We start from the raw sequence: 15685 nt of genomic DNA on the forward strand, positions 1-15685 counted from the left end.
AACAATCCAGCGTATGGTTCACAATTTTTTCAAAATTAACTATAATTTAGGTAACAGTTAAAAAGTAATTACGGAGGATAAATTCCATGAAACTAAATCTTTTATTAACCAGTGACGTTCATGGCTATCTCGTTCCAACCAACTACGTTAATTCGCAAATGGACGCCCCGTTCAGCCTCGAACGAGCCGCCACATGTCTAAAAGCACTTCAAAAGAAGCACACTTACACGTTGACCTTCGATGATGGTGATTATCTCGAAGGTTCGCCACTATCCTTTTACTTAGCTAAAATCAAAAAAGAATCGGCCCCGCACGAATTGGACGCCGCATTTAACCAGGTTCATTATGACTTTGGGATCGTCGGTAATCATGAATTTAACTACGGTCAAAGCTATCTGTTAAATTCCATCAAGGAATCCCATCGTCAGTTCCTTTGTGCGAACATCGTCGATTCCAAAGGCCACCATCCCTTTGGCAAGCCTTACATCGTTAAACAGGTCGGTCCAATCAAGGTTGCCGTAATGGGCTTAACAACCCAGGGAACCACGAAATGGGAAAAGTCAAAGAACCTAAAGGGACTCAAGTTTATTTCAGCCGTTACGACCGCCAAGAAATACGTGCCTTTGATGCGTAAACAAGCGGACGTTGTTATCGTTGCCTATCACGGTGGCTTTGAACGTAATAAACAAGGGGTCCCAACTGAGATCCTAAAGGGTGAAAACGAGAGCTACCAAATGCTTAAAGACGTCAAAGGGATTGACGCTTTGTTAACCGGTCATCAACACCGCATCATCGCTGATCATCTCTTTGGTGTTCCAACCATTCAGGTCGGTCACCGCGGTGAATTAGTGGGTGTCGTTACATTGGACATCAACGCGAATCGACAGATCACTGATTCTCAAGTTAAATTAATTCCGACCAAGGACTATACTCCGGATCCGCAGGTTACTCAAGCGATTAAGCCCACCGAAAAAGCCGTTGATCACTGGTTAAACCGCCCACTAGCAACGATTAATGGCTCATTATCATTCAAGAGTGCTCCTGAAGCCCGGATCAATAAATGCAATTTCATCGAATTTATCCAGCACGTTCAGATGGCGACCATGGGTGCTGACATTTCGGCAGCATCCCTATTTACCAATGAAGCTCACGGCTTTGAAAATCCAATTACTCTCCGTAACATCATGACGAATTACGTTTATCCCAACACTTTGTCACTTTCCATTATTAACGGTAAAATCCTAAAGGAAGCTATGGAACAAAGCGCTAAATACTTTACCTATAAGAACGGTAAATTTACCGTCAGTCGCCCGTTTGTCTATCCTAAGCCACTAAATTACTGTTACGACATGTACGAAGGCGTTAACTACGTCATGAACATTGCTAAACCAATCGGTCACCGCATCACTAAGTTAACCTATCACGGGAAACCAGTCAGACCCAATCAAAAGTTGAAAATCGTTCTTAATACCTATCGTGCCGTCGGTGGTGGCCATTATCCTATGTTCAACCGCAGTCAAATCGTTAAAACCAGCCATATGGTAATGGACCAGGTGATTGCTCATTACCTCAAGAGGCATCCCGTAATTAACGCAACCAATAACCACAACTTTAAAGTAATTTATAAAAAATAATTATAATCATTTAATTCATTAGAAAGACGTTTCAATTTTTTGAAGCGTTTTTCTTATCCTGAAATCAGTTTTAGCTTAGACTAATCACAAGTGTTGAGGAGGACCTAGTTATGCAATATCTTAAATTAAACGACGGTCATCGAATCCCAGCTAACGGTTTTGGTGACTTTCAAGTTCCTGACACCAAGGAATGCGCCGACGCCGTTCGTGAGGCGATTAAGACCGGCTATAACTTTATTGATACGGCCGAAATGTATGACAACGAAGATCAAACTGGTAAAGGCATTAAGGCTTCTGGGATTGATCGTGATAAATTATTCGTTGAAACCAAAATCTGGGAAACTAATTTCCAGTATGACGACGCTAAAAATGCCATTGATAAATCCTTAAAGGACCTTGGCTTAAACTACGTTAACATGTTCTTAATTCACTGGCCACACGGTGAATATGATCAAGCCTGGAGAGCCATGATCGAAGCTCATCAAGCCGGTAAATTAAAATCAATCGGGGTTTCCAATTTCTCTAGTCAACAGATCGTTGACTTGATTAAAAAGTTTGGTGTTAAACCAGCCGTTAACCAAATTAAAATCAACCCGTGGGATCAGAAGCACGATGAAGTTAAGTGGTTAGAAGATCACAATATCGTCCCCGAAGCTTGGTCACCATTTGCTGAAGGTCGCCACAACGCTTTCCATGACCCAACGTTAGGTAAAATTGCTAAAGCTCATGGTAAATCCAACAGCCAGGTCATTCTTCGTTGGTTATATCAACGTGGTATCGTTAGTTTAGCCAAGACGGTTCACCCACAGTACATGAAGGAAAACTTTGATATTTACAGCTTCAAACTCACCCCTAGTGAAATGAAGACCATTAATAATATCCAATAAGTATTTATAACCATACACAAAAACACCTAGCTAAATTGAATTTAGCCAGGTGTTTTCATTTTACAATTTAAGTTAATTAACGATCACTTAGGCGCGGCGACTGTCGCGGTAATGATGATAATGGTGATGCCAGTTACCAACGTACTGAATGGCCTTAAGCATTCGAATCGTCGTGATTTTGATCTTACCTGGGTAAGACAGTTCATTCTGAATTCGATCACGAACGTGTTTAGTTAATTCAGCACTCTGTTTATCATCCATTGCTTTTGGATCAATAATGATCCGTAATTCACGACCCGCTTGAATCGCATAGCTCTCTTTAACGCCAGCTTGTTGGTTGGCGATGTTTTCTAAGTTCTTCAATCGCTGCAGATATTCTTCAATCGATTCACTTCGGGCTCCTGGACGGGCACCTGACAATGCATCAGAAGTTGATACCAAAAGCGAAATCAAATTGGTCGGCGGAACATCACCATGATGAGCCGCAATCGCGTTAATTACGATTGGATCTTCATGATAGGTCTTCGCTAATTTGACCCCTAACTCAACGTGAGTCCCGGTAACTTCATGATCGATTGATTTACCAACATCATGCAATAAACCAGCACGACGAGCTAATTGGGTATCTAAGCCCAATTCTGCGGCCATCACACCAGCCATCTGACCAACTTCCATACAATGATACAGGACGTTTTGACCATAACTGGTTCGGAACTTTAAACGACCGATGATCTTCATTAAATCCGGATGCATCCAACCCAGATGCATTTCGTTAATGACGTTTTCACCAATTTCACGAAGTGCGTTATCAACTTCATCTTCAGCGTTTCGAACTTGAACTTCAATGTTCATATCCGTCATGTGGCGGGACACAATCAAGTTACTTAACGTTCGTCGAGCGGTTTCTCGACGAATTGGATCGTTGGTCCCAATATGAAGTAATAACGGATCATCAGGATCAAAGAATAGATCGGTCCCGGTAACACTTTCGATTAAACGAAGGTGCTGTGCGTTATGTTCCAATAACCGTCGTTTAATAATTGGATCCGGAACATTGATGCTACGTTCAATATGATTACGTGGTAAATCAATCGGTCCACGCTGAATTGCTTCGATAATAATGTCAGCGGCCCGTTGATCAGCGGTCTCTTCGGCGTCTTCGGTCTTGGATTTGATGATAATATCCTTTTCACGCTTTAATTCTAATTTAGTAGCGTTAAGAACCGTTGTCTTAGCGGTCGAATCATCAATCTGACTAATCTGATTCAGTTTCTTATGACATTTAGTAATTAGATCATTAGCTTGTTTAATCGTGGCTTGATAATGATCATGCACCTGATCATACTTCTGCTGATGATCCTTAAACGCATCAAATAATTTATCTAACCGAGCGTTATTTCGGTCTAAATAATCGGAATGGTTACGCAGTCGATCTTCAAATTCTGAATTGTCATGCTGCTGGTTATCTAAATCTTTTTCACTATTCTGAAGGTGCTTTTGGCTAGCTAAATGATCCTTTTTTAGGATGACTCGTTTATGACCATCAATCGCGTGCTGCTGATCCTTTAGATAGGCGTGTGCACGTTGATGAGCTTGTGATAATCGGTGCTGATTAGATTTCCTGTTAATCATGACACCACCTGAATAGCCTAACGCGGCCATGACAACGATAATTCCAGCTGTAAACATTGTGACCCTCCTTTCTTTTCAAGATTTAAATTCAAATTAATTACTTAACGATCTGATCGATTAACTTATACAGAACTTTCTTGTTATCCTTTGGAAATTCATGCTGGTTGATCTGGTCAGCAGTCTGTTGAACAGCATTCGGAGCGTCGCTAGCCTTAATAAAACCAGCATCAGCCTTAGTTAACTGTTTAACTTCATCAGGAGTAACTTCAAAGTGGAACTGTAAGCCCATCATGTTGCCCATGATAAAGCCCTGGTTATGGTCTAATTTCGTCTTGAAAAGCCGTTTACTGTCAATGGGTAACGTAAACTGATCCTGGTGCCAGTGTAAAACGGTCATCTGATCCGGAATACCACTGATCGGGTTCTGTTCAGACTTTTGAACTGGTAGCCAGCCAATTTCAGCGGTCATCCCTTTAAAGATCAAAGCGCCCATGGCTTTAGCAATTTGTTGGGCACCAAGGCATACACCTAAGATCGGCTTCTTTTCGGCATGCATTCTCTGAATTAAGTGGCGTTCATCAATGATCCACTGTTTATCCATATCGTTAGCGCTTTGGTCACCGCCCATAATGACTAAGAAGTCTAACTGGTCGGGACGAATTGCGGTTAATGAGTCACCCTTGTCTGGGCGAACGATTTTTACATCATAATTATGATCTTTAGCCCAGTCATCAATGTAACCGGGTCCTTCGACATCATTGTGTTGAACAACTAACATTTTCATGTTCTTATCACTCCGTCTAATCTTTCATCTGTTTACATTATAATCTAAATCATGTTAAATATCGACGGGCCAACTATTTGAAGTACTGCTTCAGAAAGCCCACGATCGTCCTCTGATAGAGTTTCGGTGACGTCTGATATGATGAAGCATGTGGAGCACCTTTGACGACCAGAAGCTGTTTAGGACCTTTATCAGCTCGGTATAATTTATAGACCATTCGTGTTGGAACGAACTGATCGTTGCCACCGTGAATAAATAGCATCGGCCGATGGTTCTTTCTGACCTGATTCAAGGCACTGGCCTGGACAAAATTATAGCCGTCTTTCTTTTGGGTAAGGTGGCTAACGTACGGAATAATGGAATTCTGAATAAAGCCAGGCATGTGATACAGTTGACTAGCTTCATAATGCAGTTCACTGTTTACACTGTCGTAACCACAATCTTCGATAAATCCTTTGACCTGTGGTGGAACGTTATCCTGACCACTGACCATCATGGTGGTGGCACCACCCATGCTGACACCGAACATCACGATCTTAGCCTGACGACCGGAATGCCGAATTATCTTATGAATCCATTTAATGTAATCTAAGCGATCGGGCCAGCCGTAACCAATGTAGTGGCCTTGACTCTGACCCTGACCACGGTCATCTGGTACTAAAACGTTGTAGCCTAAGTCATGAAACATCTTAGCGTACGTCCACATCGTGTTCTTGTCGCCCATGTAACCATGTGCGATTACGATCGTCTTCCTGGTTGGGTTAACTGCCGGAACGTAATTGGCGTCTAACATTAGATTCCGGGTCGCGGACATTTGATGCCAATTCTGCGCATGGACCTTTTTAAACCAGCGCTGACCGTTAATTTCATCGGTCTGATGATTTTTAAGAAAGTTCTTGTGACTTGGCACCACCGAAACGTTATAAAAATAATAACCAGCACCGACAAAACTGGCGCCTAAAATTACTGCTAACGAAAAAATAATTGCTGAAAGTAATTTATATTTCTTTTTCATATCTCATTCACCTTTACTCGATCACAAACAACACTAAGTGTTCAACGCTCCTGAAAGTTGGTATAATAGGGCTAAAGGAGTGATATCGTGTTCAAAGATCGTTTAAGAGCTCTTCGAAAGGGTCGTCATTTAACCCTGAGTCAACTCGCTAAGGGCCTTAATAAAAAATTTCATAATGATAAGAAACACTTAAACACCAGTCCTCAAATTGAAAACTGGGAACGTGGAATTCGAATTCCACCATACACCGAAATTATTAAATTAGCACGCTACTTCAACGTCAGCATGGATTACATCGCGGGACGTTCATATAACGATAAGATCGATTTAGCCAACCTCTTCGTTGGTGACAAAACACTTCAGTTTGATGGCAAACCGTTAAGTACCGATGACCGTAACGAAATCTACGAAATCATCCGAGGTTACCTATACGAAAAGAGCCACCCCGTTACTAAAACGAATGGCCATAAACGTAATCAAAAGAAGCAAACGCAGCTTAACCTTTTATAAAGGACGATTAATTGATGAACAAACGGAAATTATTTAAGAAACTCCGTCGTCAGCATAAGATTCAGCATAAGCCAACTTATATCGAACAGATGAAGCATTATTATCATTTATTTAGTCATTACATGACGATTAAATTTTTGATTAATAACGTTTTGGAAAGTGATCGTTTACTGCAGAAAAAGCAGTTACCGCAAGATTTACCAACCCTTCTGTTACCGGATGACATTCAAAACATCATCTTTAAACGGGTCAATAAATTATATCCAAAGGGCAACACCCGTGGTGACCGACTCTGGAATAAATATAGTGAAGCCTTACCGAAGTTGGATAAACTGCTCCGATCCTACCGAGAATATCTAGAAAACGAATACGGTATGTGGGCTTACATCTCGGCACCGTTCGCCGCTGACCTAGCTCATTTTATCGGCCCTAAAGATCGGGCCTTAGAAGTCATGGCCGGCAATGGTTACGTATCCAAAGGCTTACGTGATCATGGCGTCCACGTCTATTGTACCGATAGCTTAGCCTGGACTAAGCAAAACGAAACCGGCAAGCATTTGGTAACCAACGTCGAAAAATTAGACGCCCTCAGTGCTTTCCGGAAATATCAGGATAAAATCAAATACATCATCATGAGCTGGTCACCAGACGGTGTACCGGTCGATTGGCAATTATTACAGGCCGTTCGTAAATCCGGTCGTGATATCCCGATGATCGTCATCGGTGAAAAGAACGGTGCCACGAACTCTAAACAGTTCTGGCAGCATGCTCACTTTATTCAGAACGATGCGGTTAAGAAATTAAACCGTCATCATCAGAGTTTCGATCTCATGCATGATCACGTTTATTTAATCAAATAATTACTTTTTACGACGACTGGTCCGGCGACGATAAGTCCGACGTGTCCGCTTTTTACGGTACGTGCGCTTAGTTCGACGGGCTCGGGTCGTCTTTTTAGTCTTCTTTGCTTTTGGATGCTTTTTAGCATATTCCTGATTAGCCTTAATCTTTTTAACCTGATCAGCTAACCAGTTTTTAATAAACGCAACGTCATCATCCGGATGCTTGATAAAATCGTCAACACTGGCGACCTGATCTAAACGGAATTTGGAACGGTTAACATCCGGATCAGCAATCATGACGTAAACGTTAGCCATCATCTTACCGTCGTTAGTAATTAACCGTTTCATCGGTCGAATACTGGTGTACGGTAAGTTAATAACGTTCACTTCTAAGCTAATCACCATCTCAGTGCTCATAACCTTTACATTAGCTTGAGCGGCTTGATGATCATTTAAGTTCTGAATCATGAATTTAATCATGGGTTGAACAGCCTTACTGAAATTCTTAGTTAAGGTTGTTTTACGGACACTCTTGGTCTGAGTAGCGAATTTCTTGTTATCGATCTGCTGAATTAATTGATCAGCGTCCATTTGCATATACTTTCACCTGACTTGATTTCTAATGTCGAGTTAGATTATATCACAATTGACTTTAGCTAAAGTAAGGTGACACTTTTGAAGTGGCAATACCATTTACGAGTCCCTGCTGAAATCACACCCTGTTCAGTTAGGCACTACCTAAGTAAATACTTATTGATTCCCCGCTATAAAATTTATCGACTCCGTAAACACCAGCGGGTTTTAGTTAATCATAAATACCTGCCGATGAACTACCAGATTAATGCCGGTGACCATGTCGATCTCACTTTTTTACCTAGTGATTTCCGAGAACCATTTCCAAACGTCGATCCTGATAGTGCGGCCAACGTAAAGATCGCCTACGAAGATCGTGACCTATTAGTCGTTAATAAACAACGTGGTGATAAAACGCATCCCAATCAACCTGGTGAGATCGGCACCACCCTTAACCATGTCGCCGCTTATTTACAACCTAAGCATGAGCAGCCCTACATCGTTCACCGACTTGATCAGCAGACTTCCGGGGCGTTAATCATCGCTAAAAATCCGGCAGTCGTACCAATTCTAGTCAGATTAATCAGTGAGAAACGGATCAAACGAACCTATCTAGCTTGGTGCCAAGGCATTTTTAAAAAGCCTTCAGGCATTATTAATCAGCCGATTGGTTACGATCCTAAAGACCAACGGAAACGGAAGATCAACGGCCTTCACGCTAAACGAGCCATTACTAAGTATCACGTTATTAAAACTAAGGGCAATCGTTCATTAGTCAAAATCAATCTAATGACCGGACGGACCCATCAGATCAGAGTTCATATGGCATCTCTTGGTCACCCAATCATCGGTGATCCACTGTATAATCCAGAAACTCAATTATACGACCCGATGCTTTTGCATTCGTGGCAGCTCAAACTAATCCAACCGTTCTATATGAACGTTGTCCACGTCACGACACCCTTACCTAACGACTTTAAAATTTAATTAATTTAGACAAAAAGAAAAGGCGTTACATCAAATGATGTAGCGCCTTTTAATTTTAGATTAAATTCGAAATCAGTTAATGATTACTTGTCATTGTTGACTGGAGTCCATTTCCAGTTAACAACTTCTGGTAAATCAGTACCGTGGTCACGAATGTAGTAGTAATGCTTATTTAAGATGCTGTCCATCTTACTCTGGAAGTCAGCAGACTTACCAGCTAAGGATGGTACATCCTGAACAACTTCTTTAGCTAAGTCGAAACGATCCATCTTGTTCAAGACAGGCATGTCGAATGGTGTAGTAATATCACCGTTTTCACGGTAACCATGAGCATGTAAGTTCTTGTTGTGACGGTCAAAGAAGATGTCCTTTAATAAGGATTCATAACCATGGAATGCGAATACGACTGGCTTGTTCTTAGTGAAGATGCTGTCGAATTCTTTGTCACTGATACCCTTCTTGGTGTACTTAGGGTTGAATAACTTGATCAAGTCAACGACATTGACACAACGAATCTTCAAGCTAGGGAAGTTCTTGTGTAAGATGTCGATAGCGGCAAAGGTTTCACGAGTAGGTTCACAACCAGATGCGGCCATAACAACATCAGGTTCGTTATTACCATCAGTAGAAGCCCAGTCAACAACACCTAAACCATTGTCAACTAACTTAGTAGCTTCGTCAATGCTGAACCATTGAGGACGAGGCTGCTTAGAAGTAACTAATAAGTTAATGGTGTTATACTGCTGGAATGCTTTGTTACCAACTGCCAATAAGGTATTGGTATCGGATGGTAAGTATTCGTTAATGTAGTCTAACTTCTTTTCAGCTAAGTGGTTCAAAAGACCTGGATCTTGGTGAGTGAATCCATTATGGTTCTGCTGGAATGCGGTAGAAGTATCAACGATGTTGATAGATGGAATTGGACGACGCCAAGCAGCGGCTTTACCAGTCGTGGACTTTTCTAACCACTTGTAATGCTGAGTAAGCATGGAATCAACAACACGGCCGAATGCTTCGTAAGTGTTGAAGAAGCCATGACGACCAGTTAAGGAGTAACCTTCTAACCAGCCTTCACACTGATGTTCGGATAATTGAGAATCAATTAAACGACCAGAGTGAGCGATATCAGCATCGTTAGGCTTATCAATCTGTTCCATGAACTGACGGTTAGTCGTCTTTAATACGTCGAACAGACGGTTGGATTCTGATTCATCAGGACCCCAACCACGGAAGTTATGTGGGTTCAACTTCATTACTTCAGCGATCCACTTGGACCAGTTAGCCATGTCTTGGCCTTTAATGGAACCAGGTGTCTTGAAGTGTAATGCGAACTTACGGTAGTCAGGTAAGCGTAATGGCTTTGGATTGATACCACCATTGGTGATAGGGTTCATGGCCATACGTTGCTTACCTTTAGGTGCCATGTTACGGATTGAGTCCTTAACAGAACCATCCTTGTTGAATAATTCTTCTGGATGGTAGGACTTTAACCATTTTTCTAATACGTCAACATGAGACATGTCAACGGCAGAAATCGGTAACGGAACTTGGTGGGCACGAGAAGAATCTTCGACCGGAAGACCTTGGAAGTTCTTCTTCGGACCAGTCCAACCTTTAGGAGTACGTACAACGATCATTGGCCAACGAGGTAATTTAGCGGTGTCGGCAGTTTCTTTAGTACGTGCGTACTTCTGAATGTTCTTGATTTCTACGATACAGTGATCCATGACCTTTTCCATCTGTTCGAAAACGTCATCGACGTTCTTAGGGTCATCAGGATCATTCTTGTGGTCTCTAGGATCCCAACCTTTAACTTCAACGAAGTGAGGGTCCCAGCCCATGCCATGGTAATATTCAGCTAAGCTCTTATCGTCCATACGAGCTAAGATAGTTGGGTTAGAAATCTTGAATCCGTTTAAGTTGATGATTGGTAATACGGCACCATCAGTGACAGGGTTAATGAACTTGTCAGAGAACCATGATGCACATAAAGGACCAGTTTCAGATTCACCATCACCGATTTCAACAGCGGCGATTACGTCAGGGTTATCAAAGATAGCACCAACACCATGGGATAGAGAATAACCTAATTCTCCACCTTCATGGATGGAACCTGGTGTTTCTGGTGCGGCATGTGAAGCAACTCCACCTGGGAATGAGAATTGCTTGAATAATTTAGCCATACCTTTTTCATCATCAGATACGCTTGGATAAATTTCAGAATAACTGCCATCAAGGTAGGAGTTGGAGATCATTACTTGACCACCATGACCTGAACCTTCGATGTAGAACATGTTTAGATTGTACTTCTTGATTACACGGTTTAAGTTCGCGTAAATAAAGTTTTGAGATACAATCGTACCCCAGTGACCTAACGGATGGACTTTAACATCTTTAGCGGTCAATGGGTGCTTTAATAATGGGTTATTACGAAGATAAAGTTGACCAACGGATAAGTAGTTAGCAGCTTGCCAGTACTTTTCGTTGTCCTTTAAGTATTGCTTAGAATCGTAATTGACAGCCATTGAGTTCACTCCTTTTAATGGGATTAATATACAATATTGACGTGATAACTATACGATTACCACTATCTAGTATTATACATTACTATACATAAAAATATAATCATTACCCGATAATTAGTCGGAAGTAACGACTTTTAATTGTCGTATCCCATTATGGGGGACAAACCTTTAATAGTCTAGTCTTTTTAATAAAAAATCAATGTTAAAATAAAATTAAAGAGATTTATCCATCGAAGGTGATCAATAATGTCAAAAAAGAAAAATCGCATCAAAAAGACGCTAGTCGAAAAAATGTTAGGTGCGCACAAAATCCCCTACAAGCCGTTCGTCATCCCAACTAAACAGATTAACGACGTTCAGCAGATGGTCCTAAAGGGTACCGGACTTGATGAACATCGCGTCTACAAGACTTTAGTCCTAAGCGGTAAAAAGACCGGCCCATTAGTCGGTGTCGTCCCGTTAGATATGTACCTAAACGAAAAGGCCCTTGCTAAGGCGTCTGGTAACAAGAAAGTCGAAATGATCCCATTAAAAAAGCTTCGTAAGACCAGTGGTTATCAGCACGGTGCCAACACTCCCATCGGAATCTACGAACGGGATCACTACCCGATCTTCTTTAGTGATATCGCTAAAAAGCAGGGTGAGATCTTAGTTTCATCCGGTGAAATCGGTCGTTCCGTTGAAGTCAACGCTGAAGACGTTGCTAAGATGACGCACGCCAAGTTTGCACCAATCGCTCGAACATCGAAACCTTAACTTATTCTTTTCCGTTCCACTCGTTTTTAAACTCACGTAAAAATCGAATCATAACTTCTTGACGACCTTGAGCCAACTGCTTTGCTGCAGCAGTATTAAGGTCGTCTTTTATTTTGAGTAATTTCTCATAGAAGTGATTAATGGTGGTCCCCTGAGTATAATTACGTTCTTTAGCTTTCGTCATATGAATCCGGGGTTTCAGTTTTGGATCATACATCTTTTCACCAACGTGACCACCAAAACAGAACGCCCTAGCGATCCCGATCGCCCCAATGGCGTCTAAACGGTCGGCATCCTGAACCAATTGACCCTCAACTGGCAAATGATAATGATGCTGAAGATTGTCGCTGAATGACATATGGGTGATAATCAGCATGATCTTATTAATCTGGCCTGTTGAATAATACCATTGCTTCAGTTTATTTATCAGATCTTGTTGAGCTTTTGCCGGATCATTCACTAACTTATCATCGATCGTATCGTGTAAATATGCAGCCGACTTTGTAATTAACGGATCGGCTTGTGGAGTTTGCTGCAGAAGTTTACACGTCGTGTTAACAACTCGCTGAACATGGTCAAAGCTGTGCCCACTTCGATCTTGTGACATTCGTTGTCTTGCAAATTTCTTCATTGCATTAAAATCAGGTTTCATGATTAATTAACTCCTATCTTAAATACGAAAAAAGACGCGATTTTGTATCATCGCGTCATTTTATTTTAACTATCATTTGTTATTAACGAACGACCATTACAGAAATCGGAGCAAACTTTGACATGTAACCGGCTTGGGTCCCTAAGTGTTTACGGAAACCTTTGTAGGATAATGAACCGATAATTAATAAATCAGCTTTGGTTTCTGGAATAATTTTTTTAACGATCTGCTTACCAGGATGACCTTCACCCGTAACGGTAATAACGTTTTTAACACCCTGTTTTTCAGCATATTTCTTATAAATCTTAAGGCGGTTAAGAACGTCTTCCTTACTACCGTTAACAAAATTATGGTTTAAGGCTTGATAAGAATTTAAATCCTGGGATTCCCAGATTGACGCAATAATTAACGTTACGTTATTTTCTTTGGCATAATTAATTGCGTAATGGAAAGCTAACTGTGCGTCATCAGAATCATCCACACCGACCAAAATTCTTTTGTAAGTCTTGTTGAGTGGCGTTAGATCCATGTTATCTCCTCCTTGAAGAGTGCCAGAAGATTCGATAAATCATTTTCACGACTGATTGTACCAAAATTAAAGCGGGATAAGTAGTAATTGCCATTCCGATAACCAGTAACGGCTCGTGGAACTCGTAAATTTCATAAAGGTTAAACAGGTGGCCCCAGACCAGGAACGTTAGGGTAAAGAAGATGGCGGTCGCAATAATGATCATCAATTTAAATCGGCTTAGTGGCTTGGACACCTTAATCAGGGCTAACCAGCAGATCGTCCCAGTCAAGATGACGTTGATTGACGATGCTTCAAAATAAGGCAGGGTCAAAATCTTACTGATCATTTCATCAAGTAAGATATACGCAATGATGGTGATAGCGGCAGGTACCGCGACCTTAACGATCTTTTCGGTAAATTGATGGGAAATTCGGTCGTAATTTGGCTCCAACGCCAGGAAGAAGGTCGGAATCCCAATCATAAAGGTACTGATCGGCGTCAATTGAATCGGCTGAAATGGATAGTCACGGGACGCAAAGATGAATAGACACGTCAACGCCAGTGAATACATAGTTTTAATTAGATAAAGTGAAGCCACGTTAGCCACGTTATTAGTAACTCGTCGCCCTTCACCTAAGACATTGGCCATGGCTGCAAAGTCCGAGTGCATCAAAACGAAGTTCGCAATACTCTTGGTACTTTCACTGCCGGTTGCCATCGCAATTCCACAGTCAGCCTGTTTTAAAGCCAAAATATCATTGACTCCGTCACCGGTCATCCCGACCGTATGACCGTCTTCCTGCAAAGCTTTAATTAGCCGTTGCTTCTGTTCCGGCTTAACGCGACCGAAGACTCGGTAATGTTTCACAATCCAACGGTAATCTTGATCGGGACGAACCGTTGACATGTCAATCAACTTATCAGAATTGGGAATTCCAGCTTGATAAGCAACGCTCGATGCCGTGACCGGATCATCCCCTGAAATAACGTTCAGACGAACGCCCTGCTTAACGAAGTACTTAAATATCCGTCTGGCGTTGGGTCGAATAATATCCGTAATTAAAATCAAGGCGATCATATGAGCATGGCCAACAGCTTTTGTAATTGGTCGTGTGGTTTTAGCAAAGCCAACAACTCGATAACCCTGGTGCGCATAGTGCTCAATCTTAGTTTTCAATTCTGGTGATAATTGACTAATCCATTGCGGAGCGCCCAGGATATAATTACCGGATTTAAATTCGGCTCCGCTCCACTTCCGAATTGACGAAAACGGTACAACCTTTTGAGCTATCTCATGGGTACTGTTTAACTGCAGTTTTAAGGCCTCCGCCGTGGAGTCGGTATCATCAATGGCGTGGATCATGGTGCCCAGAGCTTTTTTAATCTCATCAACTCGGTAGTTACCTAACGGTATAACATGACGCATCTTTAACCGACCGGTCGTAATGGTCCCGGTCTTATCAAGGCACAGAACATCGGCTCGAGCTAAAGTTTCAATGGCCGGTAAACTCCGCACCAGGACGTGGTGCCGAGCTAATTTCATGGCGGATACGGCTAAGGTGACTGAAGACAAAAGGACTAACCCTTCAGGAATCATCCCAATCATCGCGGCGACCGTTCCTAAAATCGCTTTATTAGTTGAAAGACCCTGAATAATCTTCGATGAAAATAGCGCAATGCCTAACGGCACGATCACATAGGTTAAAATTCGAATGATCGTCTTAATGATGTTAAGCAGTTTACTACTTTTTTCATGACTGGTCCGAGCTTGATTCGACAACTGATTAACAAAGGCTTTACTGCCAACTTTAGTGGCAACCATCCTGGCACTGCCACTGATGACGACGCTCCCTGAAACAATCGGATCACCGTCTTCTTTATTAATGGTGTCCGGTTCCCCGGTAATCTGGGATTCGTTAACTTCTAAGGCTCGGGTCTGAATAATCTTACCGTCGACTGGGACCTGATCACCTAATCGCAAGATGATTACGTCATCCTTTACGATCTGGGACGGCAATAAGCGTTCAATCTTTGAATTTCGGCATACCATGATTCGGCCCTGTGAAAGCAACGCCATCTGGTCAATTCGGTGTTTTGAACGGATTTCCTGAAAGGTTCCAATAATGGTGTTCGCGATTGCAATGATCAGAAACAACAGGTTCTTATAACTTCCGGTGTAAAAGACCAATGCACCTAACGCTAGATTGACGATATTGAAAAGCGTAAAGGTATTACCCCAGACGATTGCACCCACGCTGCGGGTCAATGATTTAGGATGATAGTTCACCTGATGATGATTGATTCGGTCCATCACCTGTTCAATTGTTAAGCCCTGATTGGGATTTAAATGCGAATTGGCCATTGCTATAAACACTTC

The 15685-nt window shown here is 41.8% G+C and carries 14 protein-coding genes; 6 read left to right on the top strand and 8 right to left on the bottom strand.

Translation table 11 applies throughout. The features are described 5' to 3' along the window. Window positions 1–86 precede the first annotated feature (86 nt). Window positions 87–1634: a bifunctional metallophosphatase/5'-nucleotidase gene (locus ELX58_RS07430; protein ID WP_133442471.1), complete on the top strand. Its 1548-nt coding sequence runs from the start codon at window positions 87–89 to the stop codon at window positions 1632–1634. A 110-nt stretch (window positions 1635–1744) separates the two neighbouring features. After that, the gene (locus ELX58_RS07435) at window positions 1745–2521 is read left to right on the top strand and encodes an aldo/keto reductase (protein WP_133442472.1); all 777 of its coding nucleotides are present in this window, start codon (window positions 1745–1747) and stop codon (window positions 2519–2521) included. Window positions 2522–2608: 87 nt separating this feature from the next. Here ELX58_RS07435 and rny read toward each other — a convergent pair whose 3' ends face one another. The 3 genes from rny to ELX58_RS07450 all read right to left on the bottom strand — a co-directional run bounded on the left by rny (window position 2609) and on the right by ELX58_RS07450 (window position 5952). Then, complete coding sequence (gene rny, locus ELX58_RS07440) at window positions 2609–4210, bottom strand: ribonuclease Y (protein ID WP_133442473.1); 1602 nt, start codon at window positions 4208–4210, stop codon at window positions 2609–2611. Window positions 4211–4250: 40 nt separating this feature from the next. Beyond that, the gene (locus ELX58_RS07445; RefSeq protein WP_133442474.1) at window positions 4251–4937 is read right to left on the bottom strand and encodes a type 1 glutamine amidotransferase; all 687 of its coding nucleotides are present in this window, start codon (window positions 4935–4937) and stop codon (window positions 4251–4253) included. A 73-nt stretch (window positions 4938–5010) separates the two neighbouring features. Then, on the bottom strand, window positions 5011–5952 hold the full coding sequence (locus tag ELX58_RS07450) for an alpha/beta hydrolase (protein ID WP_133442475.1): 942 nt from the start codon (window positions 5950–5952) through the stop codon (window positions 5011–5013). Between the two features lie 87 nt (window positions 5953–6039). On the opposite strand from ELX58_RS07450, the gene ELX58_RS07455 reads away from it, so the two are divergent. Beyond that, window positions 6040–6462, top strand: coding sequence for a helix-turn-helix domain-containing protein (locus tag ELX58_RS07455; protein ID WP_133442476.1), 423 nt, complete (start codon window positions 6040–6042; stop codon window positions 6460–6462). Between the two features lie 14 nt (window positions 6463–6476). After that, window positions 6477–7322: a class I SAM-dependent methyltransferase gene (locus ELX58_RS07460; protein WP_133442477.1), complete on the top strand. Its 846-nt coding sequence runs from the start codon at window positions 6477–6479 to the stop codon at window positions 7320–7322. On the opposite strand, the gene ELX58_RS07465 is transcribed toward ELX58_RS07460, so the two are convergent. Beyond that, on the bottom strand, window positions 7323–7901 hold the full coding sequence (locus ELX58_RS07465; protein WP_133442478.1) for a hypothetical protein: 579 nt from the start codon (window positions 7899–7901) through the stop codon (window positions 7323–7325). It lies immediately after the preceding gene. 78 nt (window positions 7902–7979) lie between these two features. Between ELX58_RS07465 and ELX58_RS07470 the strand changes: the two genes are divergently transcribed. Further along, entirely contained in the window at window positions 7980–8864 is an 885-nt protein-coding gene (locus ELX58_RS07470; protein WP_133442479.1) for an RluA family pseudouridine synthase, read from the top strand. Between the two features lie 83 nt (window positions 8865–8947). On the opposite strand, the gene ELX58_RS07475 is transcribed toward ELX58_RS07470, so the two are convergent. Then, a complete protein-coding gene (locus tag ELX58_RS07475; protein WP_133442480.1) occupies window positions 8948–11389 on the bottom strand; it encodes a phosphoketolase family protein in 2442 nt (813 codons plus the stop codon). 246 nt (window positions 11390–11635) lie between these two features. On the opposite strand from ELX58_RS07475, the gene ELX58_RS07480 reads away from it, so the two are divergent. Beyond that, complete coding sequence (locus tag ELX58_RS07480) at window positions 11636–12145, top strand: aminoacyl-tRNA deacylase (RefSeq protein ID WP_133442481.1); 510 nt, start codon at window positions 11636–11638, stop codon at window positions 12143–12145. A 1-nt stretch (window position 12146) separates the two neighbouring features. Here the strand turns inward: ELX58_RS07480 and ELX58_RS07485 are convergent, their stop codons facing one another. From ELX58_RS07485 to ELX58_RS07495, 3 genes are all read right to left on the bottom strand, one after another. After that, entirely contained in the window at window positions 12147–12797 is a 651-nt protein-coding gene (locus ELX58_RS07485) for an HD domain-containing protein (protein WP_133442482.1), read from the bottom strand. A gap of 82 nt (window positions 12798–12879) precedes the next feature. Beyond that, on the bottom strand, window positions 12880–13326 hold the full coding sequence (locus tag ELX58_RS07490) for a universal stress protein (protein ID WP_133442483.1): 447 nt from the start codon (window positions 13324–13326) through the stop codon (window positions 12880–12882). A 1-nt stretch (window position 13327) separates the two neighbouring features. Beyond that, entirely contained in the window at window positions 13328–15670 is a 2343-nt protein-coding gene (locus ELX58_RS07495) for an HAD-IC family P-type ATPase (protein ID WP_133442484.1), read from the bottom strand. Window positions 15671–15685: the final 15 nt, after the last annotated feature.

It is taken from the genome of Acetilactobacillus jinshanensis, from assembly GCF_004359375.1.
Lineage (GTDB): Bacteria > Bacillota > Bacilli > Lactobacillales > Lactobacillaceae > Acetilactobacillus > Acetilactobacillus jinshanensis.

What these genes read in the sequence shown, in the direction of transcription:
- ELX58_RS07430 (WP_133442471.1), top strand. Translation starts at nt 87, where the DNA reads ATGAAACTAAATCTTTTATTAACCAGTGACGTTCATGGCTATCTCGTT.
- ELX58_RS07435 (WP_133442472.1), top strand. Translation starts at nt 1,745, where the DNA reads ATGCAATATCTTAAATTAAACGACGGTCATCGAATCCCAGCTAACGGT.
- rny (WP_133442473.1), bottom strand. Translation starts at nt 4,210, where the DNA reads ATGTTTACAGCTGGAATTATCGTTGTCATGGCCGCGTTAGGCTATTCA.
- ELX58_RS07445 (WP_133442474.1), bottom strand. Translation starts at nt 4,937, where the DNA reads ATGAAAATGTTAGTTGTTCAACACAATGATGTCGAAGGACCCGGTTAC.
- ELX58_RS07450 (WP_133442475.1), bottom strand. Translation starts at nt 5,952, where the DNA reads ATGAAAAAGAAATATAAATTACTTTCAGCAATTATTTTTTCGTTAGCA.
- ELX58_RS07460 (WP_133442477.1), top strand. Translation starts at nt 6,477, where the DNA reads ATGAACAAACGGAAATTATTTAAGAAACTCCGTCGTCAGCATAAGATT.
- ELX58_RS07465 (WP_133442478.1), bottom strand. Translation starts at nt 7,901, where the DNA reads ATGCAAATGGACGCTGATCAATTAATTCAGCAGATCGATAACAAGAAA.
- ELX58_RS07475 (WP_133442480.1), bottom strand. Translation starts at nt 11,389, where the DNA reads ATGGCTGTCAATTACGATTCTAAGCAATACTTAAAGGACAACGAAAAG.
- ELX58_RS07480 (WP_133442481.1), top strand. Translation starts at nt 11,636, where the DNA reads ATGTCAAAAAAGAAAAATCGCATCAAAAAGACGCTAGTCGAAAAAATG.
- ELX58_RS07485 (WP_133442482.1), bottom strand. Translation starts at nt 12,797, where the DNA reads ATGAAACCTGATTTTAATGCAATGAAGAAATTTGCAAGACAACGAATG.
- ELX58_RS07490 (WP_133442483.1), bottom strand. Translation starts at nt 13,326, where the DNA reads ATGGATCTAACGCCACTCAACAAGACTTACAAAAGAATTTTGGTCGGT.
- ELX58_RS07495 (WP_133442484.1), bottom strand. Translation starts at nt 15,670, where the DNA reads ATGGCCAATTCGCATTTAAATCCCAATCAGGGCTTAACAATTGAACAG.